This is a genomic window from Haloprofundus marisrubri (assembly GCF_001469955.1).
Classification (GTDB): domain Archaea; phylum Halobacteriota; class Halobacteria; order Halobacteriales; family Haloferacaceae; genus Haloprofundus; species Haloprofundus marisrubri.
Genome location: NZ_LOPU01000029.1, coordinates 775,288 through 796,176 on the forward strand (window position 1 = coordinate 775,288; position 20,889 = coordinate 796,176).

The following is a 20,889-nucleotide window of genomic DNA, read 5'->3' on the forward strand; positions in this document are numbered from 1 at the left end:
GCTCCGACACTGAACGCTATACCGTTCGCTCTCGTAGGTGGTGGCATGCCCGATTCTAACTCGGCCGCCGATACGTCGTTGTTTGCTCGTCCGGTCGTCCCTGTCGCCGGCGACGACGACGCCGAGAAGACGGCGCGGGTCGCACTGCCTCGAATCGCCGCCGTCGGCGGCGAGATGCTCGCACTCCACGTCGTCGAGAAAGCCGGCGGCGCGCCGGACAAAGCCTCCGTCGAGCAACGCGAAGAACACGCTTCGGAAGCGTTCGCCGTCATCGAAGAACTGGCCGCAGAAGCGGGTGTCGACGTACGAACTCGCGTCGCCTACGGCACGAACGTCGCCGCCACCATCCTCGACGTCGCCCGCGAGGAAGACGCCTCGGCTATCGTGTTCTCACCCCGCGGCGGTAGCAAGTGGGCGAAACTGCTGACCGGTGACGTTTCTGACTCCCTGGTCGAAGATGCCGACCGGCCCGTCGTCGTTCTCCCCACCTCGAACTAATCGGAGAGCGAGTCGACAGGTCGTCGAGCGCCGTTGAGAGTCGTCGAACGGCACTGAGAGCCGACGGAAGCTGCCGTTCCGCCACCGACCTACAAAAACCAACGCACGTTCCCGAACTGCGTATTCCAAATTACTTAAACGGATAGCGCGGTATCTATCTGCTATGTCGTACCCCCGAACAGCACTGCGTAGCGTCTCATCGTTGTGGTCCTCTCATGGCTGACGAAGAACTCGCCAAAGACCTCGGTCCGCTCGCGGCGTTGACTATCGGCGTCGGGACGATGATTGGCGCAGGTATCTTCGTCCTCCCGGGAACCGCCATCCAGCAGGCCGGTTGGTTCGCCGTCGTCTCGTTTCTGGTCGGCGGCGCTATCGCGCTGCTGACGGCGCTTTCGGCCTCGGAACTCGGGACGGCGATGCCGCGTTCCGGCGGTGCGTACTTCTACGTCAACCGCGCACTGGGACCGCTTTTCGGCTCCGTCGCCGGATGGGCTAACTGGATGGGTCTGGCGTTCGCCTCGGCGTTCTACATGGTCGGCTTCGGCCAGTACGTCCAGAACATCGCCGGTCTCTCCGACACCATCGGCGTCGCCGGATTCGGTATCGACCCCGTCAAACTGATAGCGCTCGCAGGCGCGGCGCTGTTCGTCCTCATCAACTACGTCGGCGCGAAGGAGACCGGCAAACTCCAGAACATCATCGTCGTCATCCTCGTGGCGATTCTCGCGGTGTTCACCGTCGTCGGGTCGCTTCGCGCGGACCCGGCGAACCTCCCCGAGAGTCGCGGCTTCGGCCCGATGATAACGACGACGGGTCTCATCTTCGTCTCCTATCTCGGCTTCGTCCAGATTACGTCGGTCGCAGAAGAAATCAAAGACCCCGACAGGAACCTCCCGCGGGCGGTCATCGGTAGCGTCGTCATCGTGACGCTCATCTACGCGCTGGTGCTCATCGTGATGAGCGCCGCCGTCGAACAGGGGTTCATCGCCGAACAGGAGGCCGCGGGCAACATCGCCGTCGTCGAAGTCGCAGAGCTCATCCTCGGTCCCGCCGGGGCGATTGCGATGCTCATCGGCGGCCTACTCGCAACGGCGTCCAGCGCGAACGCGAGCATTCTCGCCTCCTCGCGCATCAACTTCGCAATGGGTCGTGACGCCATCGTCACACCGGACCTCAACGAGATACACGAGCGCTTCGGCACGCCGTACCGCTCTATCGCCGTCACGGGCGGGTTCATTCTGGTCTTCATCGTCGTCGCGCCAATCGACACGTTGGCGACGATGGGCAGCGTGCTCCACCTCGTCATCTACGGACTGTTGAACATCGCGCTCATCGTGATGCGTGAAGCCGACGTCGAGGAGTACGACCCGTCCTACACCGTGCCGTTCTACCCGGTGACGCCCATCGTCGGTTCGATTCTCTCGTTCGCACTCATCGCCTTTATCGAACCGCGAGTCACTATCGCGTTCAGCGCGGCGTTCGTCGCGTTCGCAGTCCTCTGGTACCTGTTCTACGCACGCTCGCGGACCACGAAACAGGGCGTCCTCAGCGACTACATCCTCAGTCGTGCCGACCGGATGCCCGAACCGGCCGTCTCCGCCGCCACGACGGTCAAACCCGACGGCGGTCAGTACCGCGTGATGGTACCACTCGCAAATCCCGAGAACCAGACGGACCTCATCACGCTCGCAAGCGCCATCGCCAAACAGGAAAGCGGCACCGTCGTCGCCGTCAACATCCAGCAGGTGCCCGACCAGACCTCCTTGGAGGCCGCTCGTCGGCAAGGCGACTACGACGCGGCCCACCGACTGCTCGAACGCGCCCGCGACGACGCCGAGACGTTCGACGTGCCCGTGGAGACGCACACGATTCTCTCGCACCGAACGTTCGAGGAAGTGTTCGACGCCGCGCGGACGTACGACGCCGACCTGACGGTCATGGGCTGGGGGCCGGACGCCCACGGGTCGCCGGGGCGCGCAGAGAGCGCAATCGACGAACTCGCCAGTTCGCTCCCGTGTGACTTCCTCGTGCTCAGAGACCGCGGGTTCGACGCCTCGCGCATTCTCGTTCCCACCGCGGGTGGCCCGGACTCGGACCTCTCGGCGGCCATCGCCAAGTTGCTCCGCGCGGAGTACGGGTCGACGGTGACGCTTCTACACGTCGCCGACGACGAGTCGGAGGGACGTGAGTTCCTCGAAGGCTGGGCCGACAACCACGGACTCGGCGACGCCGAACTGGTCGTCGAATCCGGCGACGTCGAAGCGGCCATCGAAAGCCACGCGAGAGACGCGACGATGCTCGTCGTCGGTGCGACCGAACGCGGCCTGCTCTCGCGGTTGTTCACCGACAGCCTCGTGTTGAACGTCGTCGAAGACGTCGACTGCTCGGTGTTGCTCGCCGAGAAAAAGCGGAAGCGGACGCTGCGCGAGCGGTTGTTCGGTAGCAACTGAGCGCCGTCCGGACGGCGAAAAATCGATTTTCGTTCTCAGTTCTCAGTTCTCAGTTCTCAGTTCCCGCTGACCGACGGGTCCGTCAAATCCGCTTCCATCACGAAGTCCGGTTCGTCGGAGACGCCCGTACGGGCATAGGCGGTGTCGCTCACCCAGCGAACGCCCTCCGGAATCAACACCCGAACCTTGTCGGCGTCGACGCCCGCGGCGTCGCGGGCAATCGCTCGGTACAACGAGTCGGCCGCCTCGTGGTCGGCCCACGCGCCGACGGCGTACTCCGCCCATCTCTCCTCTTTTCCCTCGTCGTTCGCCCGGTCGTACGTCCGGTTTCGGAAAGTGAAGCCACGAGTGCCGTTCTCGCTGGCGACGAACAGACGGCCGTCGTCGGCCGCCGTTCGGAGTTGTTCGCGAGTCAGTTCCGACACCGCCCACGACTCCTCGGCGTCGAGTGCGAGGCCCTTCAAGTCCGCACGGGCGTCGCTTCCGGTCCAAAACGACCACGCGGCGTCCGCCTCCGCGGTGATGGAGAGGTCGGGTTCGGCGTCGGCGTCCGGCGTCGGCATCCCCCAGCGAAACTCCGTACAGGGGCCGAATCCGGTCGCGCGCGACTGCCCCAGACCCGCCACGTTCCACGAAAACACCATGTTGCGGGCGACGGTCGCACCGCGCTCTCTCGCCCACGCGAACAGCGCCTTCGAGAGGTGCATCGACGCCCCTTCTCCGCGGTAGTCGGGGTTGACGCGCATCCCCTGCGCCCACGCCTCGTACTCCGAGAGCAGGACGCCTTGGCAGATACCGGCGAGTTCCTCGGACGGGTTTTTCTCGTCTCCTTCGGCGTCGAGGACGAACGTCCGCTGGTCGTCGCCGTCGCCGGCAATCCACTCGTGGTAGATATGTGGGATGTAGTCCGACCCGCCACGGTCTGCCCACGTCTCGCTCGTAAAGTCGACGACTGCGTCGTGGTCTTCGGGGCGTGCCTGTCGGACCGTCAGGTCCACGGCTTGGACTCCTCCTGCAGTTCGCCGACGAGGTTCCGGCCCATCGCGTCGGCGGGGTCGCCGAGGTTCGAGAGCGCCCACATCAGTTTCACCTTCGCCGTGCCGGGGAGCGTGTCGCCCGCTTCGACGACACCCGCGTCCAACAGGTCGCGGCCGGTGTCGTAGACGCGGTCACAGACGCGCCCGGAGATGCACTGACTGGTCATCACGACGGTCGTTCCGTCGTCGACCAACTCCTCGACTCGTGGAATGAGGTCGGTGTGGACGTGGCCGAGACCGGTTCCCTCGATGACGACGCCGGACTTCCCGTCGAGATAGTCCAGCGCCGCGGGGTCCATGCCCGGCGTGAACTTCACGAGTTCGACTTCGCCGTCGATGTCGGCTGCGAGGTCGAGTTCGACCGCACCACGCTCGGCGTGGTCGCGGCGGAACGTGACTTCCTCGGCGTCGTAGTCGACTTCGCCGAGTGGTTTCGCGCCGACCGTCTCGAACGCGTCGCGCCGCGAGGTGTGGTTCTTGCGGACGCGCGTGCCGCGATGGAGCGCACAGACGTCGTCGCTCTCGGTGCCGTGCATGCAGACCATGACCTCGGCGGCGTCGGATTTGGCCGCTTCGACGGCGCAGACGGCGTTCATCACGTTGTCCGAGGAGGGGCGGTCCGCCGAGCGCTGACTGCCGGTGAAGACGATTGGAACCGGCGTGTCTAGCATGAACGACAGCGCCGACGCCGAGAACTGCATCGTGTCGGTGCCGTGCATGACGACGACGCCGTCCGCGCCCGCATCGATTTCTTCGTAGACTGCCTGTGCGAGGTCTCTCCAGACGTCGGGCGTCATGTTCTCCGAGAGGATGTTGGCGACGACGCGGCCGCGGTAGTTCGCCCGCCCCGCGAGGTCCGGCACCGCGCGAAGCACGTCCTCGGCGTCGAACTGGGCGGTGACCGCGCCAGTTCGGTAGTCGACGGTGGAGGCGATGGTGCCGCCGGTGGAGATGAGCGAAATCGTCGGGAGGTCGTCGTCGAACTCGATTTCGGAGCTCTCGCCCTCGTCTGACTGCGTCTCACCGACGTCGTACACGTCGGTTTCGAGGACGTCTATCTCGGCGTCCTCGCGTTCGATGCCGACGTTGTAGCCGCCATCGAGTTTGACGACGAGATGGTCCGCCGTCGTCGACGGCATCAACACGCCCTCGTTCGTGACGCCTCCGCGTTCGACGCGGATGCGGTCGCCTGCGTTCATGGTCGCGGATACCCTCGCGGCGGACTTGAATCCACTCGTTCGCCGGCGGTTCGTCGACGGCCGCATCCGGACGCATCTGTGCGCGCGTAGCACCATCAAAGCACTATCGACCGAACCGTTTTGTGTCGAGAGTCTGAGTAGCGCGTGTGAACGACAACGAACGTATCGTCGCCGTCGTGGTGGCGCTGAACACACCGATAGCGGCTCAGTATACGGTCGACGCGGCCGGATATTCGCTCGGGGCAACGGCGTGGAGCGCGCTGTTTTTCGCCGGTGCGGCTGTCGCTGCCGGCGTCATGTGGCTCGACGGTCGCAAGTACGGTACGTACGGACTCGCGCTGTTGGCACCGGTTGCGCCGTTGTTTCTCCTAGCCGGGGGCGAAGCGAGTACCTCGGTTTTCCTCGCCTGCATGGGACTGCTCGGGCTCGGACTCTCACTCGTCTGTTACGACTCGTATCGTCTCGTGCAGCGAAAACAGAAGCGTACGGTGACTCCGCCAGCGACACGGTAATCGCCGAACACAGCTCCGCCCCGCTCCGCCCTGCTCGCAACGCGTCAGAACGAGCACAAGAGTGATACCGAAAGCGCACCCATCGTCTGGTATGTCCTCGCACACGAATCCGTCCTCCTCCGATAGCGACGACTCCTCGGGTCGACTCGGCCGACTGTTTGCGCCGAAAGCGTTCCTGCTCGCACTCGCACTCTCGTTCGTCGGCGTGTTCCTCGGCGGTCTCGTCCCGTTCGTCGGCGCGATACCCGGCGTCTCGCTCATTCTTCGGGCGCTCGGACTGTTCGCCGCGGCGTTCGTCGTCGGCCTCGTCGCCGACGAACCGCGCTACGTCGAAGTCGCACTGGCCGGCGCACTCGTCGGCGTGTTCAGCGTTCTCCTCTCGACGCTCGGCGCGTTCCTGCCCGTCGCGGTGAACGTCGTCTCGGAGTACGGCGTCCAACTCGGCGGCGTGGGTGCGGCCGTTGGTGCATCGGTCACACTCGTTGGCCACTACTTCGGCCGCGACCTACGTGACGGCGTCACGCGGGAAATCTGAGGCCAGTTGAAATATCGGCAGAGCAGAGACGAGTCGGGCCGCACGCTCGCCGAACAGTTACCGAGTAGTCACCGAACGGTCCACTGGTCGTCGGTCCGCGTGAGCAGTCCGCGCTCGTACAGACCGTCCAACACCTGTTCGACGACTTCCGGCGGCGCACCGACTTCCTTTGCGACGGCGAGCGTGTTCGTCGCGCCGCCGGCGACGGCCGCGAGCACTTTCGCGTAGAACCGGCTGTCGGCGTCGGTTCCGATGCGGTCGTTCAACCGGTCGAGTACGTCGGTCATCCGCCCGTGAACCCACCGCTGGGCGAGCGAGAGTTCGTTTTCGATGCTTTCGAGGCGGCCGAACTCCCGCGCCAGCGATTCGAGGTCGTCACCGTTCTGTCTGGGTTCGGCGTCGATGCTCAGATGCGAGCACCGACCGGTGAGTTCGAGCGTCGGACTCGCCGGATACGCGCTCTTCGTGCCGAACCCGTACGGCGAGACGTTCACTTCCAGTCTGACGTTCTGGGCGATGTTGAAGTACTTGCGACGCTGGTCGTCGGTTCGGCTCTCGACGAGGCCCGCCTCCTCCAGTTTGCGAAGGTGGTCGATGACGGCCTTCGGACTGACGTTGAGGTACTCGGATATCTCGGTCACGTAGCAGGGCTTGTGCGAGAGCAGACGGAGGATACGCCGCCGGTTCTCGTTGCCGAGAAGGTCCAGAAGTACCGCAGAGTCCATGACATCAGGTAAGCCGTCAGAACTGAAAAGGCTGACTCCCGTCGGAGACGCCCGTGTCGTCTGTCGACTCGTCGAATCGTGAGTGCCGTTTCGCGCCGGGTTACGAGCGGAGTCCTCGGACGTCCTCTTTTCCGGGCGCTTCACCGCTGGAGTGGGTTGTCTCTGTCGTGAGCCCTCTCTCGGGGTGAGATTCGCTGGACGGGTCACTCCCTCCGTCCGTCGAGTCGGCATCGCTCACGCCGCTACTCGTCTCCTCGGTTCCGTCGGCATCGAACGTCTCCGCATCTTCACCCACCGACTCGACGCTAACGTGGACGAACTCCAGACTGTTGGCGGTGTCGTCGGGTTCTGTGGTGCCGTCGCTTCCACCGGTGTTGTTGGCGCGGTTCGCCGCTGTTCCGAGCGGTGGCGTCGTTCCCGCAGGACCGGCGACGTTCGCGTGCGTCTCCCGGGTTTCGGTTCGGAGCGTGGCGAGGCGACTGGTGTTCGCGTCGACCTGTCGGGCGGCGGCCTCCGTCGCGTCGATAGAGAGCGCCAGCGCCGACAGTTCGCCGTCGAGTTGGCCGAGGCGACCGTAGTACTGTGGGCCGGAGATGCTGTCGTTCTCGGCGGCCGCTGCCAGCGCGGCGCGGCGTTGCCGTAGGTCGGCCAGTTCGACTTCGAGACGGTCGATTCGACGTTCGACGGCCGCTTTGTCGCCGTTTCGCTCGAAACTCGCTTCCCACTTTTCGGTAGCGACGACACCGCGGGTCTCGGCGGCAGTCGACTGGACGAACGTCGTCACGTCGTCGCCGAGTCGACGCTCGCTGGTGTCGACCTGCGATTCGGCGTCGGGCGTCGACGCTGGAACCGCCGCAGCGGCGGCAGGGATGGTCGAAACGACGACGAACACCGCGACGAGGAGGGCGGAGACGGTCTTCATCGATTGCTCAGACCCCACGCGTGTGCATAAACAGGAAGCTCTGTTCGTTTCGTTCACCGTCGGGTTCGTTCTGTTCAGTGTGTTTCGAACCAGTACGGCTGAGTCTGAGTCGGCCTGCAACAGTGTAACCGGAGCGTAATTCCCTCTTACTCCCGGACGGTCGGGTCTCCGTACCGGTCCAGCAGAAGCGCCGCCACACCGACCGAGACGACCGAAATCGCCACGCTCGCAACCGTAAGCGTCAGCCCAGGTGTGTATCGGAGCGGCGGATGGTAGCCGAACAGGTAATCGAACACGTCGTTCGCAAACGCCAACACGAGTGCGAACGCCAGCGCACCGCGGGTGGTCGCGCCGATGCGAGCGATGAGTACCGCCTCGACGACGAACCCGAAGTGCGTGATGAGGATGCCCCAGTAGCTCCACAGCGACGAGAGACCGAACCCGAAGTAGAGGTCGGGCCGTAGATTCAACGCGACGGCCGTCCAGAGGCCGAACTTTACGAGCCAAACGACCGACAGCGTGTGGAGATACACCAGCGGGCGGTTCAGCGGCGCGTCGTCGAGCGCCCGGCCGAGATTCGGCAACAGCGTCGCCAAAGAGAGCGTCCCGAGCGCCAGTGCAGTCGGCGAGTCGCCGTATAACGGCCACAGAAACGTCGATATCGCGGGCATCGTCTCGACGTAGTAGCGCACGCCGACGAGAAACGCCGCCGCGTTGACGACGAGCAACCAGACGAGACTCGGACCGTTACCGAGGTAGTACTCGACGTACCGGTCCGGGATGAGACGCGCAGCCGCCATTCGCCGGAGAGACGGGCGGTTCGGGGTAAAAGCTGTCGAGACGACGGACGGCGACGTGACCCGAAGCGCTTGCCCGCCGCTACGTCCGGACCACACTGTCCCATCTCCACAGCTGCCCCCGACTTTCCGCTATCCGGAACTATACCCGACGACCCACAGACCCTCTGGTATGTATCGACGTGACATCCGTGACACCCGCTACGACACGCTGTTGGCCGACCTCGCGTCGGTCGACTCGGTCGTTCAAGCCGTCCCGTCGCCGACTGACGACCGCATCGCGTACGCGAAGAACCGCGAAGGACAGACCGACCTCTGGTTGCTCGACGACGAGGCCACGAGCGACGTACGCCTCACGAGCGAGGGCGTCGTCGCCGTCCGGTACGGCCGCGGCGACCCGCGCTGGTTCGATTTCAGTCCGGACGGAACCGAACTCGCCTACCTCTCCGCGTCGGGGTCGCTCTCCGTGGTCGACCTCCAAACCGGCGAGAAGCGGGCACTCGTCGGCGACGACGCCGCGGACCTCGGTCTCTCGTGGAGCGACGACGGCAGCGAACTCGCCGTCGTCGCCAACCGCCGCTCGCGCGCGACACTCGGCGTCGTCGCTGCCGACGGCAGTCGCCTCGACAGCCTCCGCGACGACGCGTATCTCTACGCGGACCCGCAGTTCGCCGGCGACGACGTGTACGCGATTCGCGCGCCGCACCGGAGTCTGTTCGACGACGAAGCGACACTCGTCCGCGTCGCCCGCGGCGACGTCGGCGGTGACCCCGAGGGCGACGCGATATTCGCCGAATCGGACGTTCGCGCCGCCTCGCCACGTCCGCGGCCCGGAGCGGAGGAGGAAATCGCGTTCGTCCACGACGGGAGCGGATTCGACGCCGTCTATTTGGCGACGAGCGATGGCAACGCCGGCGGCGACGGCGATGACGACGGCGGCAACGGCGACTGGCACATCGAACCCCTCTTCGCCGAAGACGGTGCGGAAGTCGCCGCGCCGTCGTGGCACCCGGACGGTGACCGACTCGCCGTCACGGTGACGAGAGACGCCGAAGCACACGTCTGGACGCTCGAACTCGACGGCTCCGAAGTCGTCGAGAGAGAACAACTCACCGAAGGCAAGGAGACGCACACCGCGCCCGCGTGGGACGGCGACAGCGTGCTTTCGACGGCTGACTCGCCGACGACGCCGGCGGCGATTCGAGACGTTTCGTCAGGCGAGCGGCGCTCACCGACTACGTTCGTCGGCCTCGAAGACCGGCTCTCGACTCCCGAACGACTCTCCTACGAATCGTCGGGCCGCGAGATTCAAGCCGTCGTCTATCCGCCCGCCGACGACGCTGAATCCGATTCTGTTCCGCTTCTCGTGAAGGCTCACGGCGGGCCGACCTCCTACGACAAGTTCGCGTTCGACTACCGCGCGCAGTACTTCGTCGCCCTCGGCTACGCGGTGATTCTACCGAACTACCGCGGCTCCGACGCCTACGGCCGGGCGTTCAGAAACGCCAACGACCACGACTGGGGCGGCGGCGACTTGGACGACGTTATCAACGCCGCGGACGCCGTCGCCGACACCTACGACGCCGTCGACGGCGACAGAGCGGGTATCTTCGGCGGCAGCGGCGGCGGCCTCATGACGGCCAACGCACTCGGGAACTCCGACCGATTTCGGGCGGGTGCGGCCTTTTACGGCGTCTACGACTACGAGTCGTTCGTCGACGACACCGACGACGTCGGCTGGCAACTGATGAAGCGCGAACTCGGCGACCTTGCGACGGACCTCGACAACTACCGCGCGGCGAGTCCGATTCGCCACGTCGCCGACATCGACGCGCCGCTTCTCGTGCTTCACGGCGAAGACGACGCCCGCGTTCCAATCAGCCAGTCCGAGCAACTGGTCGACGAACTCGAAGCCCACGGCAAACGCTACGAGTTCCGGCGCTACGACGGCGAACCGCACGGGTTCGGCCAACGCGAGAACGTCGTGGACGCGTACACGCGCGTGGCGGACTTGTTCGCCAAATACCTCCAGGTCGACCCCGACCGGGGGACGAGTCGGCCGCACCCGCCCGAATAAGCCGCTTCGCTCAGGCCGGAACGTCGATGGCCTGTTCGGTCCGCCGTCGTGCCTGCGTTATCTGACTGCCGAGACGCGCTTCGGTCGACTCCGGGAGCGCCCACGCGAGCGCGTCGAAACTCTCCGCGGAGAACGCCAGCAGGTCCGCGAGCACGCCGAGTTCTTCGCTCGCCTTCGCGGTATTCCCTTCGTCGACTCGGGCGAGAACCCGGTCGAGGAGCCGTCGACCGTGTCGCAGCAGCGCCAACAGCAGTTCCCGAAGCGGGCCGATGTCGTCGACGAGGTCTCGAACGCCTGCCAGAATCTCGTCCAGAAGCGACTGTAGGAACGTGACGAACGAACGCTTGCCGGTCTCGGGCGTGTCGATGGTGAGCGCCTCGTCGCCGGACGCGTCGTCGGTGCCTGGCGTGACGCGGAACACGCCGACCTCACCCTCGTCGTCGGTGATTTCGGCAGTGTAGGTCCCGTGGCGGTTGACGTAGAGGCCGAATCGGTCCTCGCCGTCGGGTTTCCCGTCGTACACCGGTCCGGCGACGTCCTCTTCGAATCGCACGTTGGCGATGCCTGACTCCTCGGACGCGTCTGCACGGACTTTCACCGCCTCCTCGTTCGGGACGACGGTGACGACGCCGTCGACGCCGGCGGTGTACGTGCCGCCGTCGAACTCGAACGTCTCCGCGTACGGCGCCCGGCCAGCCCCGTTGACGGTGAGTCGATGCGACTCGTGGGTGACGCCCGACAGCGAGACGACGCCGTTCCACGTCGGCACGGCCGTCGGGTCCTCGCTTTCGAGCAGCGCGACGCTTTCCACTCCGGACTCTCGCAGTTTCGGCGGCGTTGGCCGTGTTTCACCGTCTGGCGAATCGTCTGCACTCGATGCGTCGCCGTCGCTCGCTTCGTCCTCGGTCGCGTCGCCGGTCTGCGTGTCTTCGCCGTTCGCCGTCGTCTCGTCTCGCTCCTCGGGCGGCCGCGTCGTCAACTCGCGGACGACGCCGACGACGCGGTCCGTGGTGGCTTCGTCTTCGACAGGACCGTAACGCTCGGCGAGCGTCTGTCGGTGCTGCGGGTCGGTGATGTCGACGGTCGGGTCCGAAAATCGCGGTTGCGTCCACGGGGCCGTCGTCGCGGTGAGATGGTGTGCGAACTCGTCTTCGACGAACTGCGGCACGGTGAACTCGTAGCTCAACTGCGGTCCGGTGAAGCCGTCGATGTGGCGGAGTTCCTCGATAGAGACGAGGTCGTAGCCGACGTCGAGGCCGAGGCGATTCTCGGCGTCGAAGCCGAACGAGAGGCCGTTCTCCCGAAGCGGGATGCCGTCCGGCGGGGTCGCCAGTTCGGCGAAACTGTGGACGACCAGCGACCCCGACAGCAGGTCGTTTTCGGAGACGTTCGGGAGCTTCTCGTGGTCGTACAGCGGCGCACCGTCGAGTTCCGGAACGACGTACGGTAGGCGAAGGCCCTCGTCTCGGGGAAGACCGTACGCCGCCGGAATGCCCACCGCCCGGTCGCCGATTTCGACCGCCTCGTTCGTGATATCGGCGATGAAGCCGTCACCGGCGAGTCGTTGAAACGACCGCGGGCGGTCGTTGACTCCGAGCGCGCTGGCGTGAGAGCCGACCTCCGAGAGGACGTTCGGTCGCGGGGCTTCCGGGTCGACGAACTCGTTGTTCGGCACTGCGTCCGAGTGTGCGCTGCCCGTGTACAACACCGGCTCGCCGCTCTCGCGGTCGACGAACACCTGAAACAGTTCCCAGTCGTGCCAGTGGAAGTTCGTCGTGAACTGGTCGAACGCCGAGTAGAGCCAGTACTGGACGACGGAAAGCGGCGAGTCCCGGTACTCGACGACGTTGTAGAACACCGTCGGTGCCGGCGGTGTGTCGGTCTCCCGGTGGTCGGCGGTGTAGCCGTCAAGCACGTCGAAGCCGTCGACGACGACGTCGCCGTCGCGGTCGCTCTCGTAACGCCGTGGGTCGGTCGGATACCACAGTTCGCGCCGGTCGAAGTGGACGTCCGGTGCGAACTGCTCGACGAGCGCCCGCTGTTCGGACGCCGCGGCCGGGTCTGACGAGGTGTCAGGAAGGTCGACAGGGCCGAGTCCCTCCTCGTTCTCGTCCGACGAAAGCACCGCCCCGGCGGCCGTCCCGCCGCTAACCGTGAGCGCGAGGGCGCCGAGTTTCAACAGGTCGCGTCGTTCGACGCCGCCGCTCTCGGCCGATTGAGTATCTCTGTCGTCGCTGGCTTGCGTCTGGTCCACTGCGCGTCCGCCGTCCGGCGGTCGTTCTCCCGGGGTCGCCGTTTCGTCGACAGGGTTCGACTCGTCGCCCGATAACGGCCGCTCACTCCGGTTCTTCGTCGCTCTCTCACCTCGGTCATCTCGTCGGTCGTCGTCGGACATGGAGCTCGATTTGCTCGGCGTTTCAGACCGTTCGTTATGACTTTGTTGGTCACAGTAGCGTTGGCCGGCGACTGCTCGGATGCAAAGGCTAGTTACCGTCGAAAGCGAACCCACGGGTATGCAGGCTGCACTCGTCGTTCTCGACGGCTGGGGACTCGGCGACCACGACCGAAGAGACGCTGTCAAGGCCGCGAAGACGCCGAACTTCGACCGAATCAGCGAACAGGGTGCGTACGGCACGCTCGACGTGAGCGGCCGCCGCGTCGGTCTGCCGGACGGGCAGATGGGCAACAGCGAAGTCGGCCACCTCAACATCGGCAGCGGTCGGGTGGTCAAGCAGGCGTACACCCGAATCAACGACAGTGTCGACGACGGGTCGTTCTACGAGAACAGCGTTCTCGTGGACGCGTTCGACTACGCCGACGAACACGACGGCCGCGTTCACTTCATGGGTCTCGTCAGCGACGGCGGTGTCCACTCCGACCAAGAACACCTCTACGCACTCATCGAGGCGGCGGCGGACTACGGCGTCGAAGCGGTGACGCACGCGTTCACCGACGGCCGCGACACCGACCCGAAAGGCGGGGCCGACTACCTCGCGTCGCTCGAAAGCGTCACCGCCGACCACGGCACCGGCGAGGTAGCGACGGTTTCGGGCCGCTACTACGCGATGGACCGCGACCAGAACTGGGAACGGACGAAGCTCGCCTACGACGCCATCGTGAACCGAGACGCCGAACACGAGGCGCTCTCGGCGGTCGAGGCGGTCGAACAGTCATACGAACGCGACGACACCGACGAGTTCGTCGAACCGACGCTCGTCGAAGGCGGGCCGGCGCTCGCAGACGGCGACGCGGTGTTTTTCTTCAACTTCCGCTCGGACCGCGCGCGCCAACTCGTCCGGATGCTCGGCGACGTGCGACCGGAGTGGTCGGTCGAAACCACACCCCCGGAGATTCATCTGGCGACGATGACCCAGTACGACAAGACGTTCGACTTTCCGGTGGCGTTCCCGCCGAACCAACCGCGGAACACGCTCGGGGAAGTGCTCGCGGACACCGGCCTCACGCAGCTCCGACTCGCCGAATCCGAGAAGTACGCCCACGTGACGTACTTCCTCAACGGCGGCCGCGAAGTCGAGTTCGAAGGCGAGACTCGGCGCATCGTCGAGAGTCCCGACGTGCCGACGTACGACGCGACGCCCGCAATGAGCGCCGAGGAAGTGACCGACACGGCGCTGTCGGTCATCGAATCCGACGACCCGGACGTGCTCGTGCTCAACTACGCGAATCCGGACATGGTCGGTCACACCGGTGACTTCGACGCTGCCGTTGCGGCCGTCGAAGCCGTCGACGAACAACTGGGCCGACTACTCGACGGGGTGACGGCCGCCGGCGGGCACGCGCTCGTCACCGCCGACCACGGCAACGCAGACGACATGGGGACCCCCGAGGCTCCGCACACGGCGCACACGTACAACCCGGTTCCGCTCGTTTATCTCTCCCCGGCGGGCGACGACGGGGGGAAACAGGTTCGAGCGGGCGGCTCGCTTTGTGACCTCGCGCCGACGCTGCTGTCGCTCGTCGGCGTCGAGCAACCCTCGGAGATGACGGGCGAATCGCTTCTGGAGTAGATAGTAGGGCTGGCAGGCGGCGGAATCGACGAACCACCACAGTTCGTGACACTCGTTCGTGACCGGTCCGTCGCACAACCGCCTCGACCGGGTCACGACTGCGTTCAGCGCACGCGAACGACTGGTCGCCTTCTCAGGGATAAAACTGCGGCCGAACGGGAGTGGGTAGTCGGTGAGGGTTCTCGGAGGTCGGTACGCGTTATCGGAGTTTGAGTCGGAGCCTGACGTTCCGCTCGGACGCGTAACGGTACAGCGGCCCCGCGAGGAGCAGAACGCCAACGACGGCGGCGGCCGCGAGGAGTCGAACGTCGAACACGCCGGTCAGCGAGTCCGTGGTGAGCGCACCCAGCGACCCGCCGACCAGCATCCCACCGACCACCCACGGCGTCTCACCGACCGCCGTGCCGACGAGATACGAGCGAAGTCGAACGTCGGCGATGCCCGCGCCGATAGAGACGATGTCCGACGGTGCCGGAAAGAGGCGGCTGGCGGCGACGCTCCGCACGTCACCGGTCGTATCGACGAAGCGTTCACTGGCGGCGGCGAACCGACCGCTGTCGCCGCGGATGTACTGTCCGAAAAAGTACGGCGGCACACTGCTCACGACGACGAGCGCGAGCGCGACGGGCATCCAGACGAGCTCTTGCGTGTAGCCGACGACGACCGCCAGAAGCGTCGTCGGCCACGCCAACACCGGACGGACGAGTGCAACGAGGGTCAGCACGACGACGAACCGAACCGGGTCGGCGGCGACCCACCGGAGGCGCTCGAACAGCGTCTCCGGGGAGACGAGCCACGCGGCGACGGCGGCGACGAGTGCGACGAGCGCCGTCGAGGCGAGAAACGTTCGACGCGACACTCAGAGACACCGCTCCGTGACGTGTTCGGCCACTGGTCTGGCGTCGTAGTCCATACGACCGATTCACCGTCCGTCGTCAAACCGCTTGTGCCATACATCGTCGGGCATCGAAACCGCAACCTCCCGTGAACGGCCGTTCCTCGCGGCGTACAGAGCAATCGTTAACTCCGACGGCGCGGAATCCGCAGAGCGTGCCCGACGGACCGAACGAGTCGGATGGCCTCGCGGCGACCCGCAGCGAGCGCATCGAACTCGCCCTCGAACTACTCGCCCACCTCGAACACGACGAGTTGGAGCTTCCGGCGGTCATCGACCGTATCGAGACGGTGACGACGGACCCGACGACGACCCGTGACATCCTCGACGAAGCCGAGAAACGCGGTATCATCGACCGCGACGGCGCAACGATTCGGACGCGCCGCGGCGGGACGTTCGTCCGCTTCGAGAGTCAAGTCGTCACGCGCGAGGGCGAGTTCGACTGCCGCCGCTGCGGCGCGTCGATATCGACAGGTCACTTCGTCCGCTTCGAGGCGGGCGAGTTGGGGCCGTTCGGCTCGTCGTGTATCAGGAAAGTCACCGGTAGAGAGTGAGCGTTCGGGCCAGAGGCCGAGCGCGAGTGAATCGGGTCGCGTGTTTACCGACCGCGGCTGAGTTCGTCGATGAGTCGCTCGATGAGTTCGGCTTGTCGCTGCAGTTCCTCGTTCTGTTGTTCGACCGTCTCGGTCAGGGTCGTCAGTTGCGCCCGTAGCTCCGCGATATCGTCGTTCGCGGCGGTAGCTGTCGATGCTGACTCGGTCGCCGGTTCAGGAACCGCCGTCTCCGGTGACGCCGACGCCGGCGCGGATGTCTCGGCGGCCGCCGAGTCGTCGCTGGCCGACTCGAATCCCGACCCCTCGAACGTCGACGACTCGGCAGCGCCCATCTGCGTCGTCGACGTCGCGGAGGCGGCCGACTGTGACTCGGCGGCGGTACCGGCGCTGCCGGTGACTTCCTTCGGCGTGTCGGCGGAGTCGTCGCCGAGGTCCACCGGGTCGTCCGGTCGCGTCGCGTTCTTCGGTTTCTCGCTCAACTCGGTCGGGTTGGCTTTCAGCGGTGCGGGGCCGTCGCCGAAGGAGACGTTCTTTCGGTCCTGTGTCGGTTCGGCTTCGGATTCTCTGGCTTTCGCCTTCCGGAAGGCGTCGAGCGACGGCACCTCGTGGTAGGTACAGAGCGCGTCGGTCAGCGTCTCGCGGACCGCCCGGGCCTCGTCGTTCGGCGCTTTGAACCGCTCTTGACGGCTGCCGAGCGTGAGTACGACGGAGGTTGCGACGCTTCCGTCCTCGAACGTGAGGTCGGTCACGTCCGCGTAGTGGTACTCCTCGAAGTCTTCGTCCCAGACGGGTGCGCCGATATGTTTGACGACTCGGTTGCTCGTGACGACCAACGTGAGTTCGCTGAATCGGAACGTCTGCTTGACCGTCTCGCCGGGGTCAGTGATACCGGTGGCGCTGAGGATGCCGGCGAGCACGGGGTGGAGGGCGTCCTGCAGCCGTTTCGACGGAATCGAAAAGGACTGCTCGCCGTCGAGGCCGTAGTCGAGCGTCACCGTCGCTTTCCGGGAAGTGCGCCCGCCTTCGGAGACGGAGATGCGTTCGGCGTCGTGCGGATACTGTTCGACGGATTCGTCCGAGAGCAAGCCCTCGGAGCGATAGATGAGCGTTCGCGTCGGCGTGACGAACAGTCCGTCCTCGCCGCCGAGGCTCACCCGGGCGGCGACTGGTTCGTCGTCCAGTTCGGTCTGGACGAGTTCCGGCAGGCTCATGAGATGGGTGTCCCGGTCCCGGGTGATAAATTCAGGGGGTGCAGCGACGAACGCGAATCGCGATGTGAAACCGCCACACGGTGGACTGATATGGGAAGCTTCAATAGTCTCATCGGACAAGATGGGAGTGAGCCCGGGTGGCTTAGCTGGACATAGCGCCGCACTCATAGGGTTCTGAGATTCGGTGCGGTATCGCCTTGGAAGCCTCCGCCCCATGGGGCCTGCCGAGCCTCTGACCTGGGATATGCGGAGATCGTGGGTTCGGAGCCCACCCCGGGCATTTCTGTTGTCGACCACACACCGAGCCGCTGCTCGGTCTATACGAAGCAGTTCGCTCCGAGCGATAGCTGATACTCCCGAGAGCGATTCCGAAGCGAAAAGCGATAGACGGCGTCCGACGCCGTCTCCCCACTAAAGCACAAAACGCCGGGCGCTGACACACCCCCGGACTCTGACACACCACGGCGACCGGTCACGGTCGCCATCGAGCGCCACCCGGTAGGCGTGGTATACACGTCCGGGCAGCGACTCTAACAGTTCATACCGACGCTACCCCCATAGTATTGAACTCCATACCGCACCCCCGAAAACGCCGAACCACCCGTTAAACCGGGTTTGGCGGCTACTAAATCACGTTTTACGGGACAGCGCTATCTCCGGCGTCGGGCCGGGAACGGTCGAGAATCCACGTAGAAATCTGTCACTTACGCCTGTTCTTCGATGGCCGACCGAACCTGTTCGAGAATCACATCAGGGTCGTCGTCAGTCACGGTGAACTGTGTCTTTCGCTCGTCGGTGTCGGCGAGTTCGCTCAGCAGACCACCGCGGCGGTCGATTTCCGCGTAGACGGTGAGGCCGTCACTGTCGGGCAGACAGACGAGTTCGACTTCGTCGAGCGACTCGGCGAACGGTCCCGACTGGGGTCTGTACTCGAACTCCTGGACGAACCGTCGGCCCGCCGAGTACCGGCCGTACGGGTCCGCCTCGCAGTCGGCGGCGTGCAGCGAGAAGCCGAGTTGCTCCATCGCGTCGAAGAGCGCGGCCATCTGTGGCGTCGGTTGCACGTCGAGGCCGTCTCTGTCGCCGGGGTCGACCGCCCAGTCGATGTCGAGTTCCGTCTCGATCCACACCTCGATGCCGCCGACGGTGACGGGCGTCTCGTACGGGATGTCGAGCGTGACCGGCCGAACCTCGTCTTGGTTCGCGGCGATAGTCAGTTCCTCGGCCAGCGTCAACCGGTCGATAGTCGTCGTCTCGTGTCCGTCCTCGGTCCGATAGCGTGTCTTCACCGCAAACACCATCTGTCCGACGCGCTGTTCGCTCGCGCCACCGTGGATGTGGACTTCCGCGTCCACCGACTGTCCAGGAATCACTGTCGCGGAGGGGAGGACTGTATCGACCGTCGCAGAACCAATTCCGATTCTCGCAAGGACGTTCCTCATTCTGTGTAGGCGAACTCTCAGGGGACCGTATGAACGTTTTCGTTGCCGCGTCGGTCACGTCTACGAACCTCTTCGGACCCTCGCCTGCCGTCGAAACGCTCGTCCGCCCGTCCGTCGATTCGCCGAAGGCGGACGACGAACTCCGACCCCGAGTCGACGTCGTCGGCAATCTCCAGCGTGCCCCGCGAGTACGTCACAATCCAGTTCGAGAGCCACAGTCCCATCCCGTCGCTGTGTCTGAGTCCGTCCTCGCTGCCGCGTTCGAGAACCTCCCGTTCGGAGTCGGGGAGTCCCGGCCCGTTGTCGCAAACGAACAGCGTGACGGTTCGCTCGCTCGCTTCGACGCGGACGTCGACTTGCGGCGTCGCGGCGTCGTTGTGTTCGACGGCGTTCTCTAAGAGGTTCCACAGCGCGGACTCTACGAGCGGGTGTGCGGAGACGACGACGCCGTCGTCGGGAACTGTCGTCGTCAGTTCGAGTTCCGGATACTGGTTTTCGAGCGTCTCGAACAGCGGGTTCAGAAGCGGGTCGATTTCGATGTCATCGAGTCCTTCCTCGTCGTTATCTTGCCAGAGCGTGTCGGCCTTCTGGACGTAGCCCGCGAGCGTGACGATTCGGTCGGTCCGCCGTTGGACGATATCGAGATACGCCTCTCCGTCGGCCGTCGACGGCTCCACGAGGTCGGTGTAACCCAAGATGACGTTGGCGTCGTTGCGGATGTCGTGACGAAACACGCGGTTGAGCACGTTGAGTCGCTCACTCAGTTGGTCCGAGCGACGGCGCGCGGCGTCGAGTTCGCGCTGACGGTGGCGTGTTGCCTCGATTTGGTCGACGAGTTCGACACGTCGCTGTTGCAGTTCGTGTATCGTGTTCAGACTCGTGTCGACGACGAGAAGCACGAACGCCGCGCCCAGTCCGAACACCGCACCGCCGACGACCTGAAACAGCGGTAGCATGCCCAGATACAGTAAGACCAGCGTGCAGACGTACCCGAGGAGGAAGACGCCCATCATCGCCCACAACAGGTTCCAGCGTGTGAGCGACGCCTCCTCGGTCACCATCTGTCGAATCTGACAGCCGCGGGCGATAGCCAGCGCCATCGCTGCGCCGCCCATCGAGACGACGGTACCGATGACGGACGTTCGAAGCGGCGTTCCCCCCGTTACGAACGCGCTGCCGCCGAGCACTCCAGCCACGAGCACGATGCCCGTGAGGAGCAGTTTCGTCTCCGTGTCGGCGCGTTCTCCGACTGGCGGAAAGAGCCGTTCTGCAAGGAAGCATCTCTTTGGTCCCGTCATATCGTCTGCCGCACGACGCCGTCCCTCTGAGACGGCGTTCCGGTGCTATCTCACCGTACGTTTTCGTAGATATAACTGTTCGCCCAAAGATACTGTAAGAGAGTCTGAAATAACGGGTGGCGCACCCTCTCGCGAGCATGAGTTTCGGACACGACGTGAGAGTATTAGCCAGTTCGTAAGACACTCAGTCGAACGAGATTTTGATAGTAGGAGACACCTAAGCAGGATACTCCAGACGAGACTCGTTCGTGCGGCGGCCGCTGCGACAATGAGTGCGGCGGGAGTCGCGCTTCTCGTAGCGACGGCCGGTCGCCATTTCTCGGTGGACGAGTTTTCGGGCGAAGTTACAAGCCCCGGTACGGGCTATCTGTACCCGATGGGTTCGAACACCGCGACGGACGCCGAACGAACACCTGTGGGTCGGCCGGCGGCCGGGCAGACGTGGTTCGACGTCATAGAGGACGTTATCGACACCGAAATCGACCGACAGGAGACCATTCAGTGTCGATTCGAGGAGTTGGAAGTCGACGTCCCCCTGCGGATGGAGTCGGACGCCGAAATCGCTCGGTGGCGATTCGACGGGACGGTCCGCGTCCACATCGAAGGAACACGCGGTCCGCTCTCGGAGTGGCTCCGCTTCTGGTACAGTCGACTCTCCTGACGCGACGAACTCGCCGCAACTCGGGTTCGTCGTCGCTTCTCGAAGGGC

Annotated in this window: 18 protein-coding genes and 1 tRNA gene; 9 read left to right on the plus strand and 10 right to left on the minus strand. The window is 65.0% G+C overall.

Features of this window, described 5'->3' with window-relative positions:
• Positions 1–45 precede the first annotated feature (45 nt).
• Together AUR64_RS14410 and AUR64_RS14415 are read left to right on the plus strand one after the other, a co-directional pair.
• On the plus strand, positions 46–498 hold the full coding sequence (locus tag AUR64_RS14410; RefSeq protein WP_058582629.1) for a universal stress protein: 453 nt from the start codon (positions 46–48) through the stop codon (positions 496–498).
• Between the two features lie 215 nt (positions 499–713).
• Positions 714–2,948 (plus strand): amino acid permease, encoded by a 2,235-nt coding sequence (locus AUR64_RS14415; protein ID WP_058582630.1) that lies wholly within the window; start codon positions 714–716, stop codon positions 2,946–2,948.
• A 56-nt stretch (positions 2,949–3,004) separates the two neighbouring features.
• On the opposite strand, the gene AUR64_RS14420 is transcribed toward AUR64_RS14415, so the two are convergent.
• Together AUR64_RS14420 and gatD are read right to left on the minus strand one after the other, a co-directional pair.
• On the minus strand, positions 3,005–3,940 hold the full coding sequence (locus tag AUR64_RS14420) for a GNAT family N-acetyltransferase (RefSeq protein WP_058582731.1): 936 nt from the start codon (positions 3,938–3,940) through the stop codon (positions 3,005–3,007).
• Complete coding sequence (gene gatD, locus AUR64_RS14425; RefSeq protein ID WP_058582631.1) at positions 3,937–5,184, minus strand: Glu-tRNA(Gln) amidotransferase subunit GatD; 1,248 nt, start codon at positions 5,182–5,184, stop codon at positions 3,937–3,939. Before gatD ends, AUR64_RS14420 begins: the two co-directional genes overlap by 4 nt.
• A gap of 146 nt (positions 5,185–5,330) precedes the next feature.
• Between gatD and AUR64_RS14430 the strand changes: the two genes are divergently transcribed.
• Positions 5,331–5,696 carry a hypothetical protein gene (locus tag AUR64_RS14430; protein ID WP_058582632.1) on the plus strand — a complete coding sequence of 122 codons (366 nt, stop codon included), beginning with the start codon at positions 5,331–5,333 and terminating at the stop codon, positions 5,694–5,696.
• Between the two features lie 91 nt (positions 5,697–5,787).
• Positions 5,788–6,231 carry a hypothetical protein gene (locus AUR64_RS14435; RefSeq protein ID WP_058582633.1) on the plus strand — a complete coding sequence of 148 codons (444 nt, stop codon included), beginning with the start codon at positions 5,788–5,790 and terminating at the stop codon, positions 6,229–6,231.
• Between the two features lie 68 nt (positions 6,232–6,299).
• On the opposite strand, the gene AUR64_RS14440 is transcribed toward AUR64_RS14435, so the two are convergent.
• The 3 genes from AUR64_RS14440 to AUR64_RS14450 all read right to left on the minus strand — a co-directional run bounded on the left by AUR64_RS14440 (position 6,300) and on the right by AUR64_RS14450 (position 8,678).
• Entirely contained in the window at positions 6,300–6,956 is a 657-nt protein-coding gene (locus AUR64_RS14440) for an ArsR/SmtB family transcription factor (protein WP_058582634.1), read from the minus strand.
• Positions 6,957–7,056: 100 nt separating this feature from the next.
• Positions 7,057–7,878 (minus strand): hypothetical protein, encoded by an 822-nt coding sequence (locus AUR64_RS14445; RefSeq protein WP_058582635.1) that lies wholly within the window; start codon positions 7,876–7,878, stop codon positions 7,057–7,059.
• Between the two features lie 146 nt (positions 7,879–8,024).
• Positions 8,025–8,678, minus strand: a complete 654-nt coding sequence (locus tag AUR64_RS14450) for a DUF1405 domain-containing protein (protein ID WP_058582636.1) — start codon at positions 8,676–8,678, stop codon at positions 8,025–8,027.
• A gap of 169 nt (positions 8,679–8,847) precedes the next feature.
• On the opposite strand from AUR64_RS14450, the gene AUR64_RS14455 reads away from it, so the two are divergent.
• Positions 8,848–10,752: a S9 family peptidase gene (locus tag AUR64_RS14455; RefSeq protein WP_058582637.1), complete on the plus strand. Its 1,905-nt coding sequence runs from the start codon at positions 8,848–8,850 to the stop codon at positions 10,750–10,752.
• Positions 10,753–10,762: 10 nt separating this feature from the next.
• Here AUR64_RS14455 and AUR64_RS14460 read toward each other — a convergent pair whose 3' ends face one another.
• Positions 10,763–13,006, minus strand: coding sequence for a hypothetical protein (locus tag AUR64_RS14460; protein WP_155120618.1), 2,244 nt, complete (start codon positions 13,004–13,006; stop codon positions 10,763–10,765).
• 259 nt (positions 13,007–13,265) lie between these two features.
• On the opposite strand from AUR64_RS14460, the gene gpmI reads away from it, so the two are divergent.
• On the plus strand, positions 13,266–14,780 hold the full coding sequence (gene gpmI, locus AUR64_RS14465; protein ID WP_058582638.1) for a 2,3-bisphosphoglycerate-independent phosphoglycerate mutase: 1,515 nt from the start codon (positions 13,266–13,268) through the stop codon (positions 14,778–14,780).
• Between the two features lie 199 nt (positions 14,781–14,979).
• Here the strand turns inward: gpmI and AUR64_RS14470 are convergent, their stop codons facing one another.
• Positions 14,980–15,639: a TVP38/TMEM64 family protein gene (locus AUR64_RS14470; protein WP_058582639.1), complete on the minus strand. Its 660-nt coding sequence runs from the start codon at positions 15,637–15,639 to the stop codon at positions 14,980–14,982.
• A 191-nt stretch (positions 15,640–15,830) separates the two neighbouring features.
• On the opposite strand from AUR64_RS14470, the gene AUR64_RS14475 reads away from it, so the two are divergent.
• A complete protein-coding gene (locus AUR64_RS14475; RefSeq protein ID WP_058582640.1) occupies positions 15,831–16,229 on the plus strand; it encodes a DUF5830 family protein in 399 nt (132 codons plus the stop codon).
• A gap of 44 nt (positions 16,230–16,273) precedes the next feature.
• On the opposite strand, the gene AUR64_RS14480 is transcribed toward AUR64_RS14475, so the two are convergent.
• Positions 16,274–17,440: a DUF7115 domain-containing protein gene (locus tag AUR64_RS14480; RefSeq protein ID WP_058582641.1), complete on the minus strand. Its 1,167-nt coding sequence runs from the start codon at positions 17,438–17,440 to the stop codon at positions 16,274–16,276.
• Positions 17,441–17,571: 131 nt separating this feature from the next.
• On the opposite strand from AUR64_RS14480, the gene AUR64_RS20580 reads away from it, so the two are divergent.
• Positions 17,572–17,720, plus strand: a tRNA-Met gene (locus AUR64_RS20580).
• Positions 17,721–18,144: 424 nt separating this feature from the next.
• Here the strand turns inward: AUR64_RS20580 and AUR64_RS14485 are convergent.
• Positions 18,145–18,882, minus strand: coding sequence for a sporulation protein (locus AUR64_RS14485; protein WP_058582642.1), 738 nt, complete (start codon positions 18,880–18,882; stop codon positions 18,145–18,147).
• A gap of 17 nt (positions 18,883–18,899) precedes the next feature.
• On the minus strand, positions 18,900–20,180 hold the full coding sequence (locus tag AUR64_RS14490; protein WP_058582643.1) for a sensor histidine kinase: 1,281 nt from the start codon (positions 20,178–20,180) through the stop codon (positions 18,900–18,902).
• A 376-nt stretch (positions 20,181–20,556) separates the two neighbouring features.
• On the opposite strand from AUR64_RS14490, the gene AUR64_RS19660 reads away from it, so the two are divergent.
• A complete protein-coding gene (locus AUR64_RS19660; RefSeq protein WP_240479614.1) occupies positions 20,557–20,841 on the plus strand; it encodes a hypothetical protein in 285 nt (94 codons plus the stop codon).
• Positions 20,842–20,889: the final 48 nt, after the last annotated feature.